Origin of the sequence: Micromonospora sp. DT47, from assembly GCF_049844475.1 — a bacterium.
Lineage (GTDB): Bacteria > Actinomycetota > Actinomycetes > Mycobacteriales > Micromonosporaceae > Micromonospora.
This window is the reverse complement of sequence record NZ_JBNCLC010000023.1, coordinates 13223-25928: the sequence shown is the minus strand read 5'-3', so window position 1 is coordinate 25928 and position 12706 is coordinate 13223. Positions and strand designations below refer to the sequence as shown.

The following is a 12706-nucleotide window of genomic DNA, read 5'->3' as shown; positions in this document are numbered from 1 at the left end:
CCGTGGGCGTGATCGCGGTGGCGGCGCCGCCGGCGCTGCGCGAGCTGTTCTTCGACGCCGCCGCGTGGGAGGCCCTGGGGTCGCTCGGCCGGCTGCGCCTGCCGCCGGCCGGCGCCGACCTCGGCGACGAGGCCGTCCTGGCGAGGCTGGTCGCCGACGCGGAGGTCGTCGTGACGAGCTGGGGCTGCGCGCCGCTGTCGACCGCGGTGCTCGCGGCCGCACCCCGGCTTCGGCTGCTTGCCCACACCGGCGCATCGGTGAAGCCGTTCGTCACGGCGGACAGCTTCGCCCGGGGGGTACGCGTCACCCAGGCCGGCGACGCCATGGCGTACGCGGTGGGGGAGCAGGCCCTGGCCCTCACCCTCGCCCTGCTGCACGGGGTGCACCGGTTCGACCACGCGTTGCGCACTGGGGTCGACTGGGCCACCGCGAAGGCGGGCCCGCCCCGTCGCGAGCTGCGGGGCGCGGTGGTCGGGGTGGTCGGCGCGTCCCGCACCGGTCGGGCGTACCTCGCACTGGTACGGGCGCTCGGCGCGCGGGTGCTCGTGGTCGACCCGTACCTGTCCGCCGAGGAGGCCGCCGCGCTCGGCGTCGAACGGGTCGGGCTGGACGAGCTGCTCGCCGGATCCCTGGTGGTGTCCCTGCACGCGCCGGTGCTGCCGGCGACCGTCGGGATGATCGGCGCGCGGGAGCTGGCCCGGATGCCCGCCGGGACGCTGCTGGTCAACACCGCCCGGTCGACGCTGGTGGACGGGGCCGCCCTGCTCGCCGCGCTGCGGTCCGGGCGGATCGATGCCGCCCTGGACGTCTTCGACGAGGAGCCGCTCCCGGTCGGGCACCCCTTCCGGGGGCTGCCAAACGCGTTGCTGACCCCGCACGAGGCAGCGGGGACGGTCGAGTCGCGGCGCCGGGCCGGGGCGATCGTGGTCGCCGAGGTCGACCGGTTCCTGCGCGGCGAGGCACTGCGGCACGAGGTGCGACCGGAGCTGCTCGACAGCACCGGCTGACCGCCGTTGACCTGCACTGGCAGGGTGGTGGCCTGGATGAGTAGCCTGTCCGGTCATGCGCATCGCCCTCGCCGGACTGGCCACCAGCCACCCCTACACCGACGCCAGGACCCTGAGCGGGGAGGCGGAGCTGGTGGTGTGGGAGCCCGACCCGGATCGACTGGCCCGGTTCCGCGCCGAGCAGCCGGGGGCCGTCGTGGTGCCGGACCTGGCCGCCCTGCTGGCGAGCCGGCCGGACGGCGTGGTGCTCACCGTGCCGACCTCGGACGTGCCCGAGGCGCTGGCGCAGGTGCTCGACCGCAAGCTGCCCTGCTTCGTCAACAAGCCGGCCGCGGCCACCGCGGATCAGCTCGACCGGCTGGACCGGGTCGTGGTGCGGGCTCCGGAGCTGGTCCTCTCATCCTCGGTGCTCCGCTTCGCGCCGGACTTCGTGGCGTTCGACGTGCCCCGCGAGGAGGTGCTGGCGGTCCGCGCCACGGTCCGGCACGACGTCGGTCTCTGGGCCACCGGCTACAACCCGTGGCAGGACGATCCGACGATCGGCGGAGGCACGCTGGTCATGATGGGCCTGCACGGAGTGGAGCTGCTCGTCGCGCTGCTCGGATCCGGGATCCGGCTGGTCGGGGCCGCCGCCGCCACCCGCCGCTACCACCCGCTGTGCTCCGAGGACACCGGGCTGCTGACCGTGCAGTGGGACGACGGTCTCCCCGGGACGGTGGAGGTGCTCGGGGTCAGCGAGGGCGAGACGTACGAGGTGACCGTGCACACCCGCGCCGGGGAGCTGCGGGTGACGCTGCGCGGCGGCGCCGACGAGCTCGGCTACCGGGCCACCATCGACGCGTTCCTGAGCATGGTCCGGGGGGCGCCGAGCCCCGTCCCATGGTCGCAGACCCGGGCTGTGCTGGGCGTCCTCACGTCGGCGCGGGCCCTGGTCTGAGCCTCGTCGGGCCGCGGCGCCCGAAACCTTCTATCCCCGCATCCCGACGCCTTGACGCGTTCCTCGGCCGGAAGTTACGGTCGGGACCGTTAATCCGGAAGGGGGCTTGATCTCATGCGTTCGGTGGCGGAGCTGGAGGAGCGGCTGTCGCGGCCGCGGGACGTCCTGGTGGACGACCTGCGCAAGCTCGACGGTGACATCCTGATCCTCGGTGCGGGCGGGAAGCTGGGCCCGAGCCTGGTCCGGCTCGCGCTGCGCGGGGTCGCGGCGGCGGGCACCAGAGCCCGGGTCATCGCGGTGTCCCGCTTCTCGGAGGCGGGACTGGCCGACGCACTGCGCGACGAGGGCGCCGTGGTGGTCGAGGCGGACGTCACCGACGACGCCGCGCTGGCCGCCCTGCCGGACGCGGTGAACGTCGTCTTCCTGGTCGGCGCCAAGTTCGGCACCTCCGGGCACGAGCACGCGACCTGGGCCACCAACACCTACCTGCCCGGCCGGGTGGCGCAACGGTTCTCCGGATCCCGCCTGGTGGCGCTCAGCACCGGCAACGTCTACCCGCTCGTCCCGGTCACCGCCGGCGGCTGTGTCGAGCAGACACCGCTGGCTCCGGTGGGCGAGTACGCGATGTCCTGCCTCGGTCGGGAACGCATCCTCACTCACTTCGCGCTGCGGCATGACACCCCGCTCGCCCTGATCCGGCTCAACTACGCCGTCGAGATGCGCTACGGCGTCCTGGTCGACCTCGCCCGCGCGGTGCACGCGGGCGAGCCCGTCGACCTGACCATGGGCCACGCCAACATCGTCTGGCAGGGGTACGCCAACGAGGTAACCCTGCGCGCCCTGCACCACACGCAGACACCGCCGTTCGTGTTGAACCTGACCGGACCCGAGATGGTCTCGGTCCGTCAGCTCGCCACCGCGCTCGCCGCCCGACTGGGCCGCGAGCCGGTCTTCACCGGCACCGAGGCGCCGACCGCCCTGCTGTCCAACGCCCAGCTCTGTCACCGGCTCTTCGGGTATCCGGACGTGCCGGTCGCCGAGCTGATCGACCAGACGGCGGACTGGGTCGCGGGCGGCCTGCCCCTGCTCGGCAAGCCGACCGGATTCCAGCGCCGCGACGGCAACTTCTAGGAGAGACCGTGTTGACCGCTTCGAGCACCCGGCAGACCTCGGCCCTGGCCCGGTTCCAGCACGGCTGCGCCATCCCCGCCCATCCCCTCGCCCTCGACGCGAACCGCAGACTCGACGAGCGTCGCCAGCGGGCACTGACCCGCTACTACCTCGCCTCGGGCGCGGGCGGCATCGCCGTCGGCGTGCACACCACCCAGTTCGCCATCCACGACCCCGCGGTCGGACTGCTCGCCCCGGTGCTGGAGTTGGCCGCCGAGACCGCCGCCGGCTCGGACGCCATCCTGGTGGCCGGCGCCTGCGGGGACACCGCGCAGGCGGTCGCCGAGGCCGAACTGGCGGCCTCGCTGGGCTACCACCTGGTGCTGCTGTCGCCCCACGCTGAGCTGGACGAGGACGCCCTCATCGAGCGGGCCCGCGCGGTGGGCGAGGTGCTGCCGGTGATCGGCTTCTACCTGCAACCGGCGGTCGGCGGGCGCGAGCTGTCGCGTGACTTCTGGGCCCGGCTGGCCGCGCTCGATTCGGTGGTCGGGATCAAGGTGGCGCCGTTCGACCGGTACCGCACCCTCGACGTCCTGCACGGCGTCGTCGCCGCCGGCCGCGACGGTGACGTCGCCCTCTACACCGGCAACGACGACCACATCCTCGCCGACCTCGTCGCGCCGCACCGGGTCATGATGGACGGTCGGCCGGTCGAGGTGGAGTTCGTCGGCGGGCTGCTCGGCCAGTGGGCGGTCTGGGCCGGCACCGCGGTGACCCTCCTCGAGGAGGCCCGGCGGGCCAGGGGCGGCGACGACGGGGCGCTGCGCCGGCTGCTCACCCTCGACGGTCACCTCACCGACGCCAACGCCGCGATTTTCGACGCCGCGAACGGCTACCACGGTTGCATCCCCGGCATCCACGAGGTGCTGCGCCGGCAGGGCCTGCTGGCCGGCCGTTGGTGCCTCGACCCCGCGGAGGAACTCTCGCCCGGCCAGCTCGCCGCGCTCGACCGGGTGCACAACGCCTACCCACACCTGCGCGACGACGACTTCGTCGCCGAACACCTGGACACCTGGCTCTCCTGACCAGGCCCGGGACCCGGTCCGCGCCACGGGGGCGCGGACCGGCACCCACCCCCGGCGTTGATCAACCCAGGGGGTGGGCGCGGTCCGGACCTCGGACGGCCTGTGCGGCGGGCGGGCGGGCGTGTACTGGGCTAGAGGGTGAGGCGGTAGAGGGTCAGGGGGCGTCCGCTGGTGCCGGAGGCCAGGTTGCCGGTGCGTTCGGCGAGGCCGGCGAGCTCCAGGCGGTGCAGCATCCGGCGGGCGGTGCGCTGCTGGACGTTGAGCTGTTCGGCCACCTCCCGACTGGTCAGCGGCTCGGTCCCGGCCGTGGTGCGTACCTCGCGCAACCGCAGCAGGGTGGGCACCGACAGGCCGACCCGCTGCGCGATGACCGCCAGGTTGACCTCCGCCGGCTGTGGCGCCGGCGTGGTCGACTCGAGCAGGATGTCGGTGTCGCCGCGCAGGGACAGCACCGCGGCGGCGGCGCCGACCCGACGGGCCCGGTTCAGGGCGCGGCGGGCCAGGTTCTCCGCCTCCGCCGCGCTACGGCCCAGACCGAAGCCGATCTGCACGGTGTCGTGCCGGTCCGCGAGGCGGCGGAGCATCGGCAGCGCGGTGAAGCCGCTGGTGGCGTCGTGCAGCGGGCCGCGCGTGGTGACGATCAGGTGGGTGTCCTGGGCGAACCGGGCGAGGGTGCCGCCGAGCATCGCCACCTCTTTGAGCAGTCCCTCGTCGCCGTCGGGCAGGTTCGCCAGGCCGAGCGCGATCTGCGCGTCCTCCTGGGCCTGACTGCTGGCGTGCAGCAGGAGCTGCCGCAGCGCGGTGCGGACCGAGTGGTTCGACGGCGCGAGCCGGAACGCCGGCATCTCGTGGCGCAGCACCTCGTACACCGAACTGATGCAGGTGACGGCGACCTGCGCGCCGGCCCTGCGTTGCCGGCGGTGGAAAGCGACCACGTCGTCGGAGCTGAGGCCGCTGCGGTATGGCAGGGAGCGGACGTGCTCCACCGGCAGGCCGGCCTCGCCGAAGGTCGTCCCGACGTCGGCGCCGGTGACGGTGTCGATCGAGATGCGGGTGACGTCGTGTCCGTCGCGCAGCAGCCGCACCGCGGCCTGGAGCAGGGTCGCGCCGGTGTAGTCGACGAAGGTGGCCGGCCGGCTCAGCGCGTTCGCCTCCCGGGCCAGGGTGTACGGCACGACCCCGGTGAACAGCCACGCCTCGACGTGGCCGGAGTGCGCCTCCACCAGCGACGGCGCCTGCGACTCATGGTCGTAGTGGAGTCGTCGGGCGGTGACGCCCGGCTGCTCCTCGCAGGTGGCGGCCACGTCGTCGACGAGGTCGTGCGGCCCGACGACCCCGATCTCGATGCTCACCGCTACCTCCTGTGGGGGTTGCATCGTCTGCGACACAAGATTACGGTCGGGCCCGGTATTACTGAAGCCCGGGAGGGTGCGTGTCATATCCAAGCATGGCGGACGCCAGTGGCCGGACACTCGGTACGGAGGAACTGGAGGCTGTCGCCCGGGTCCTCCGGTCGGGCATGCTCAGCTCGGTCTGGGGCACGGAGGTCCGTGCCCTCGAGCGGGAGATGGCCGACCGCCACGGAGTGTCGCACGCCGTCGCCGCCAGCTCGGGCACCGCAGCCCTGCATTTGGCCGTCGCCGCGGTGGCGCCCGATCCGGGTGACGAGATCATCACCTCCCCGATCAGCGACTTCGGCACGGTCGCGCCGATTCTCGCGCAGAACGCCGTCCCGGTCTTCGCCGACGTCGATCCGTTGACCGGCAACCTCGACCCGGAGGCGGTGGCTGCCGCGATCGGGCCACGGACCCGCGCGATCCTCGCGGTGCACCTGTTCGGCGCGGCCGTCGACCTGCGGGAGGTCGCCGATGCGGCCGGTGTGCCGCTCATCGAGGACTGCGCCCAGGCCTGGCTCGCCCGCTACCCGGACGGCCGGTTGGTCGGCACGGCAGGCGCCGTCGGCTGTTTCAGCCTCCAGCAGTGGAAGCACATCACCTGTGGAGACGGTGGCCTGGCCATCACGGACGACGCCGTGCTCGCCCGTCGGATGCGGCTCTTCGCCGACAAGGGCTGGCCGCGCGACGGCGCCCGCCGGCACGTCAGCCTGGGCCTCAACTACCGGATGACGGAGTTGGCCGGCGCGGTCGCCCGGGCCCAGCTCGGCAAGCTTCCGCGAGTGCTGGCCGACCGGCGACGCACGGCCCGGCGGCTGGCCGTAGCGCTGGCCGACCTGCCCGGGGTGCACCTGCCCTCCGACGTGGACGCGCACGCCTGGTGGCTGTTCCCGATCGTGCTCGACCCGCCGCTGACCAACCACGAGGTGGCCGGGAAGCTGGCCGCCGCCGGCGTGCCGGCCCGCGCCGGCTACCTCGACCTGCCGCTGCACTGCGCGCCGGCGCTGACCGAGGCCCCGGTGTACGGCTCGTCCCGCTTCCCGCTCACCGTGCCGCCCGCGGACCGGCTGCCGGTCTACGGGCCCGGCGCGTTCCCCGTCACCGAGCGGATGCTTGCGCGGACGCTGCTGGTGATCGACTGGAACGAGCGGTACACCGACGACCACGTCGACGAGATCGCCCGTGCGGTCCGGACGGCGGTGACCGGGTGACCGCCCCGACCGCCGTGGCTTGCCCGGTGACCGCCCCGGCCGCGGTTGACGGCCCGATGATCGCCCCGGCCGCCGCCGCCCTGCGCGACCGGCTGCGCTGGCGGCTCATCGCCGCCGCGGCTACCCCCGTCGACGCCGCGGGCGCCGTCGACCCCGGCGTGCTCGCCCGGTACCTGCGCGGGCTGGTCGCCGACGGCGCGGACGGGCTGGCCGTGCTCGCCCACACCGGCCGCGGACCGTACCTCGACGGGCCGACCCGGGACATGGTCGTCCGGCAGGCGGTGGACACCGGCGTACCGGTGATCGTCGGCGTGGGGGGCCGGCCGGGGGAGCGCACCCGGGACGTCGCAGCGCAGGCCACCCGGGCCGCCGACCTGGGCGCCGCCGGGATCCTCGTCTTCCCGGTCGCCGACGAGCCGGTCGCCCACCACGACGCGCTCTGGCGCGCCGCCGGCCTGCCGATGCTCGCCTTCGACCTCTACACCCGGCCGTACCCGTTGCGGGACCTGACCGGCCTGCTGGCGCACCCGGGGGTGGCCGGGGTCAAGGTGGCCCGGCTGCACGACGCCATCGCCTGCCAGGCGGCGCTGGCGGCGGCGCACCGGGCAGACCGGCTGGCGGTCACCGGCGAGGACCGGATGTTCGGCCCGTCCCTGATGTGGGGCGCGCAGGCGGCCCTGGTCGGCCTCGCGGCCGCCGCCGTGCCGGTCACCGCCGCCGTGCTGCGCTCCTGGGCCGACCAGGAGTACGGCGCGTTCGTCGCCGCCTCCGCCCGGTTGGACCGGCTCGCCGAGGTCACCTTCACCGAGCCGATGGAGGGGTACGTGCGCCGGATGCTCTGGATCGCGGCGGACGAGGCGCGGATCCCGGCGGACCACGCCGTCGACCGGCACGGACCCGAGCTGCCCGACGGCGACCGCGAGCGGGTGCTCGGCGCCCGTCACCCCAGCTCCGCCCCGCCGGTGGGGTCACGGTGAGCGCCGCCGTGCCGGCCGCCGAGCCGGGCAACCCGTTCGTCGCCGACGACCTGCCCCGGGTCTCCCTCGACATCGACGTCCTCGTCGGCCGGTACCCCGATCGGCCGGGACCTTCCGGCGAGCCGGACGCGGTCGCCGCCACGCTGGCCGCGAACGGCGTCGAGCGGGCGGCCGTGGCCAGCCTGCGGGCGGCGCTGTTCGACGTGTCGAGCGGCAACGACGAGGCTGCCGCTCTCACCGGTCTGCGGGTGCTGCCGGTGGGCGGGCTCGACCTGCGCGACCCGCTGGGCGCCGAGCGGGAGATCATCCGGCTCGCCGAGCGGGGATTCCGGGCCGTCCGGCTCTTCCCGGACGAGCAGCGCGTCGAGCCCGACTTCCCGTCCGTGCGGCACGTCGCCCGCCGGGCGGCCGAGGCCGGGCTGGTCGTGCTGACCGGCGGCGACGTACGCCGGTTCTGGCGCCCGCTGCGCGGCGCGACCGTCGTCTTCCTCGACACGCACTTCTACCACCTGGGCGACTTCGTGGTGGTGGCCCGCGACGAACCGGGCTTCCACACCTCCACCCGGTTGCTCAACTCACCCGACGCCCTGGAAACCGTCGCGGAGCACGTCGGTGTCGACCGCCTGCTGTACGGCTCCCGCACCCCCTTCTACGAGCCGGTCGTGCCGAGGCTGCGGTTGGCCCGTGGCGGCCTGGGCCCGGCCGAGGTGGCCGCGGTGGCGGGCGGGAACGCCCATCGGATCCTGGGACTGACCACATGATCATCGACGTGCACGCCCACTGGGGTCCGTGGTTCTTCAGCATGGACGTTGGCGCGGTCGCCACCAACCTCGCGGTGATGGACCGCTACGGCATCGACCTCGCGGTCGCCTCGGCCACCGAGGCGGTGATCTACGACGTCACCGCCGGCAACCGGGCGATGGCCCGGGTACTGGAGACCAGCGACCGGCTGCTCGGCTACCTGACGGTCAACCCGCGCCAGCTCGCCGACGCCGAGCGGGACCTGCGCGAGCTGCTGCCGACCGGCCGGTTTGTCGGTGCCAAGATCCACACCGACTACACCGGCTCGCCAGTCACGTCCGCCCAGACCCGGGCGGCGTTGGAACTGGTCGCCGCGCACGACCTGCCCGCGCTCGTGCACACCTGGGGGTCGACCCCGCTCGACCTCGCCCAGGCGTGCGTGGACATTCCCGGGCTGCGCGCCATCGCCGGGCACATGGGGGCCGACGGCTGGCGGCACGCGATCGAGGCGGCGAACGCGGTGGACCGGCTCTGGCTGGAGCCGTGCTTCTCGCACACCGAGGCGGGTCGTTTCGCGGCGGTGGCGGCGGCGGTGGACACCCGGCGGCTGCTCTTCGGCACCGACGCCACACTGATCGACCCGGCCACGGCGTACGGGGCAGTGCTCGCCGCCGATCTTTCCCCCGTGGTGGCCGAGCGGGTGGCGTGGCGCAACGCCGCCGAGCTGTTCCGGCTGGCCCTGCCCGGCTGACCCGCCGGCGCGACGGCGGGCCGGCACCACCCGGTCCGCCGCGCCGGTCCGGACGCCGGACACGGACACGCCGAGGGCCGCCTCCCGAACCGGGAGGTGGCCCTCGCGTCGTGGCCTGCTGCGGTCAGTCGGCCTTGGGCAGCGGGAACCGGGCCAGGTCGTTGCCGAGCATGCCCCAGGTGGCCCTGCCGTCGGGGGTGAAGTTGAAGGACGGGTTGTTGTACCAGCCGCGCGGCACGTTGTCGTACAGCGTGCTGACCTCGCCGCCCGGGACGGTGGGCAGCTCGGAGATGTCGTTGGTCCAGTGCACCCAGGAGAAGACCCGGCCGTCGACGCCGTTGAACTGGCCGTACCCGCCGAGGTCGCCCTCCATCACGATGGTCCGGCTGATCAGGTCGTAGGCGAACCAGGCGCCACGCGGACGCCGGCCCATCGCGTAGAGCAGGTTTCCCACCACGTACACGCTCTCGTACGACAGCCAGTCGGGCTTGATGTCCTCGCGCCACAGCAGCTTGCGGGTGACGATGTCGACCGCTGCCACCTGCGCGCTCTTGCGGATCGGGCCGCCGGTGCCCTCGCCGTAGGTGTCACCGACGAGGTACGCCGTGGTGCCCTGCACCACCACGTCCATCACGCTCTGCTCGGGCAGGAACTCCCGGTGCGTGTCGAAGCTGTTCGTGGCCAGGTCGATGAAGGTCAGCGCGCCGGTGTGCTTGGTGGTCTGCGGGCTGGACGCCACCAACAGCTGGTTGCGCGGCTGGTCGACATGGATCCGCTTGGTGCGCAGCTGTTCGTTGCCGAGCAGCCCGAGCCCGGTGATCTCGAAGCTGTCCGGGTCGACCGACACGATCTGCGCGCTCGGGTAGAGGCCGGCGTAGACCGTGCCTGCCTTTCCCTCGGCCATCGCCTTGACCTCGCCGTTGATGTCGAACCGGGTGCTCGTGCCGGCCTCCGGTCGGTGCACCGTCATCGCGTAGTGGCCGCCCACCCAGACCGTGTTCCGGGTGTGCCGCATCATCGACTGGATGGTCTCCGGGTAGCCGAAGCCCCGGGACGCCGTCTGCCAGACGGTGGCGGCGCCGCCCGGCGTCGCCTTCCAGACGTGCCCCAGGCCGCTGACCCCGAGCAGGTCCCCGCCGGGCAGCGGGGCGAGCAGCTGGTTCTCCACGTCGGCCAGCGGCTGGCCGACCTTGCTGAGGCCGTCGGCGGTGACCTCGTAGAGGTTGGTGGTGAGCCGGGTCAGCGCGTAGACCTTGCCGTCGCCGCCCACCGTCACCTGGTCGATGTAGCGGTCCTCGGCGGGGATGTCCCGGGAGACCCGCCCGGACCCGTCCCGGTTGAAGGAGATCAGCTGCTTGCCGCTGGCGACGTAGAGGACACCGCCGGAGACCGTCATGTCCAGGATGCCGACGGGTGAGGAGCTGAGGTATGCCGTGAGGTTGGTCGCGGCGCCGCCCTCCTTCGGCCACCTCAGCAGGGTGCCGGGGGCCGCCGAACCGCCGTAGACGTACTCGTCGTCGACCGTGACGGCCGCCGCGTACTGCGAGGTGGAGATCCGGCCGTACGTCTGGATCGTGGCGTCGGAGAGCCGGATCCGCTTGACCGTGCAGTCCGGGTACGTGCCGATGTAGAGGTGCTCGCCGTGTACGACCATGTCGTAGTACCAGGTGGTGCTGCCGCCGGCCCGCGCCCAGGCGATCAGTTCCCCGGTCTGTGGGTCGAACCGGTAGATGTGGGCGCTGCCGGCCGGGCCGATGTAGACGTACCGGCCGTCGGCGGCGAGCTTCTGGCCACCGTTGCTCGGGATGGTCAGGTCGTCGATGGATCGCATCTCGCCGGTGTTGACGTCGAACTCGCCCAGCCGCATCTTCGACTCGGGCGTGTTGAAGCGTGACGTGATGAAGACGCTGTCCCCGATCACGGCGGCCCCGCGTACCGCGGCGGTCAGCGATGCCGGGCCGAAACTGGTGGGGGTGAGGGTGTCGTCCCTGCCGCTCCCGGCGTACGCCGGGGCGCTGCCCGCGCCGACTGCCAATGCCGCGCCGGTGAGGCAACCGCCCACCAGGAATGATCGACGATTCAGGGGCATCGTTGTCTCCGTCCGTCCATTGGGCCAGATTACGGTCTGGACCTTAATCGCGGTGCTTCGGGACCGTCAAGGAACACCAGCTGCTTCGTCTGATCTGGAAAGTGCGTGGCGGCGGCGTCGTCGTTCCGCGGCCTGCTGGAACTTCCGGTCACCTTCGCCGCCTCGGCACTCCCATGCCAGGTGACGCCGCAACGTCCTCCTCTGCCACACACGACCTCTACATCCACGTCATCGAGCGCGAGCAGGACCCCAAGGCGTCGGGCCAGACCCGCGGGCTGCCCGCATTCCAGAAGATCGCCGAGGCCATCGCCCCGTACGTGACGCCATACCCGAGGTACTGGAAGAACCCGTCGGACTCCGTGGCCAGGGAGTTCTACCGCTGGGTCCCGGACGGAAAGGAACCCGCCGTCACGACGCTGACGGTGATCATCGGACGGATCAAGCCGGGCGCCGAGCCCAACGTGGCGCGCATCTTCGCCGAGTCCGACGCCGGGCCGCTGCCGGCGTAGGGCGTCGCCGCCGGTCAGCGTCCGGTGAACGTGGCCCTGCCCGGGCCGTCGTCGAGGAACGAGCGCACGGCGTTCCGGAGGTCTTCGGTGCGGTAGAGCTCGGCGGCGATCGTCGTGACGTGCCGGTCGGCCTCGGGCACGCCGCCGGCCGCGAAGTGGTCGAGCACGTTCTTCGTGGCGGCGTGGGCGCGGGTCGGGCCGGCGGCGAGCTGCGCGGTGAAGGCCCGCGCCGCCTCGTCGAAACCGTCGTCGGGCAGGACCCGGTTCACCACGTTCCACCGTTCCAGCACCGAGGCCGGATAGCGTTCGCCGGTCATCACGAACTCCTTGGCCCGGCCCACCCCGGCCCGCGCGGCCAGCCGTTGGGTGCCGCCCATGGTGGGGGTCAGCCCGACCACCTTCTCCACCAGACCGAAGCTGGCCCGCTGCGCGGCCAGGATGATGTCGCAGGCCACGGCCACCTCGAACGCCCAGGTCAGGCAGAGCGCGTGGGCGGCGAAGACAGTGGGGAACTCCAGGGCGGCGATCCGCTCCGGCAGGGCCAGCATCCGGTCGAAGAGCACCTTCGCCTGCTCGGGTGACTGCTGTGCGTCGAACAGGGTGACGTCCACGCCTGCGCTGACCACCCTGCCGTCGAACCGGATCAGCAGGGCGCGGGTGTCGTCCGGCAGCCGGTCGAGCGCCGCGTCGATCTGCTCGTGCAGGCCGAGGGTGTAGAGGTTGAGCTGTCCGGCGTCGACGGTCAGCACGGCCAGCCCCGAGGGGTCGACCTCCAGGCGCGTCAGGGCAGGCGGTTGGGTCACCGGCGCAGCGTAGCCGGGGCGACGAGCGGCTGCCGCACGTCCCACTCATCCGGGAACGGACGTTGCCGGTGCCGTTCTCCCCGTTGAGGTGT

Annotated in this window: 12 protein-coding genes; 9 read left to right on the top strand and 3 right to left on the bottom strand. The window is 73.2% G+C overall.

Annotated features, from left to right (window positions below; translation table 11 throughout):
- The first annotated feature begins 2 nt into the window (after positions 1-2).
- From ACLQ2U_RS26295 to ACLQ2U_RS26280, 4 genes are all read left to right on the top strand, one after another.
- Entirely contained in the window at positions 3-1007 is a 1005-nt protein-coding gene (locus ACLQ2U_RS26295; protein ID WP_425753601.1) for a hydroxyacid dehydrogenase, read from the top strand.
- A gap of 55 nt (positions 1008-1062) precedes the next feature.
- Positions 1063-1944, top strand: coding sequence for a Gfo/Idh/MocA family protein (locus tag ACLQ2U_RS26290; RefSeq protein WP_425753600.1), 882 nt, complete (start codon positions 1063-1065; stop codon positions 1942-1944).
- Between the two features lie 123 nt (positions 1945-2067).
- Complete coding sequence (locus ACLQ2U_RS26285; RefSeq protein WP_425753599.1) at positions 2068-3075, top strand: NAD-dependent epimerase/dehydratase family protein; 1008 nt, start codon at positions 2068-2070, stop codon at positions 3073-3075.
- An 8-nt stretch (positions 3076-3083) separates the two neighbouring features.
- Positions 3084-4139 (top strand): dihydrodipicolinate synthase family protein, encoded by a 1056-nt coding sequence (locus ACLQ2U_RS26280; RefSeq protein WP_425753598.1) that lies wholly within the window; start codon positions 3084-3086, stop codon positions 4137-4139.
- Positions 4140-4270: 131 nt separating this feature from the next.
- On the opposite strand, the gene ACLQ2U_RS26275 is transcribed toward ACLQ2U_RS26280, so the two are convergent.
- A complete protein-coding gene (locus ACLQ2U_RS26275) occupies positions 4271-5491 on the bottom strand; it encodes a hypothetical protein (RefSeq protein WP_425753597.1) in 1221 nt (406 codons plus the stop codon).
- 95 nt (positions 5492-5586) lie between these two features.
- On the opposite strand from ACLQ2U_RS26275, the gene ACLQ2U_RS26270 reads away from it, so the two are divergent.
- Genes ACLQ2U_RS26270 through ACLQ2U_RS26255 form a run of 4 tightly spaced genes read left to right on the top strand, consistent with a single transcriptional unit; the run spans position 5587 to position 9213 of the window.
- Positions 5587-6744: a DegT/DnrJ/EryC1/StrS family aminotransferase gene (locus tag ACLQ2U_RS26270; RefSeq protein ID WP_425753596.1), complete on the top strand. Its 1158-nt coding sequence runs from the start codon at positions 5587-5589 to the stop codon at positions 6742-6744.
- Positions 6741-7721, top strand: coding sequence for a dihydrodipicolinate synthase family protein (locus tag ACLQ2U_RS26265; protein WP_425753595.1), 981 nt, complete (start codon positions 6741-6743; stop codon positions 7719-7721). Before ACLQ2U_RS26270 ends, ACLQ2U_RS26265 begins: the two co-directional genes overlap by 4 nt.
- Positions 7718-8482, top strand: coding sequence for an amidohydrolase family protein (locus ACLQ2U_RS26260; protein ID WP_425753594.1), 765 nt, complete (start codon positions 7718-7720; stop codon positions 8480-8482). The genes ACLQ2U_RS26265 and ACLQ2U_RS26260 overlap by 4 nt, the downstream gene beginning before the upstream one ends.
- The gene (locus ACLQ2U_RS26255; RefSeq protein ID WP_425753593.1) at positions 8479-9213 is read left to right on the top strand and encodes an amidohydrolase family protein; all 735 of its coding nucleotides are present in this window, start codon (positions 8479-8481) and stop codon (positions 9211-9213) included. The genes ACLQ2U_RS26260 and ACLQ2U_RS26255 overlap by 4 nt, the downstream gene beginning before the upstream one ends.
- Before the next feature lie 124 nt (positions 9214-9337).
- Here ACLQ2U_RS26255 and ACLQ2U_RS26250 read toward each other — a convergent pair whose 3' ends face one another.
- Positions 9338-11302, bottom strand: coding sequence for a YncE family protein (locus ACLQ2U_RS26250; RefSeq protein WP_425753592.1), 1965 nt, complete (start codon positions 11300-11302; stop codon positions 9338-9340).
- Between the two features lie 173 nt (positions 11303-11475).
- On the opposite strand from ACLQ2U_RS26250, the gene ACLQ2U_RS26245 reads away from it, so the two are divergent.
- Positions 11476-11811, top strand: coding sequence for a TcmI family type II polyketide cyclase (locus ACLQ2U_RS26245; protein ID WP_425753591.1), 336 nt, complete (start codon positions 11476-11478; stop codon positions 11809-11811).
- Between the two features lie 14 nt (positions 11812-11825).
- On the opposite strand, the gene ACLQ2U_RS26240 is transcribed toward ACLQ2U_RS26245, so the two are convergent.
- Positions 11826-12614 carry an enoyl-CoA hydratase/isomerase family protein gene (locus ACLQ2U_RS26240; protein ID WP_425753590.1) on the bottom strand — a complete coding sequence of 263 codons (789 nt, stop codon included), beginning with the start codon at positions 12612-12614 and terminating at the stop codon, positions 11826-11828.
- Positions 12615-12706 lie beyond the last annotated feature (92 nt).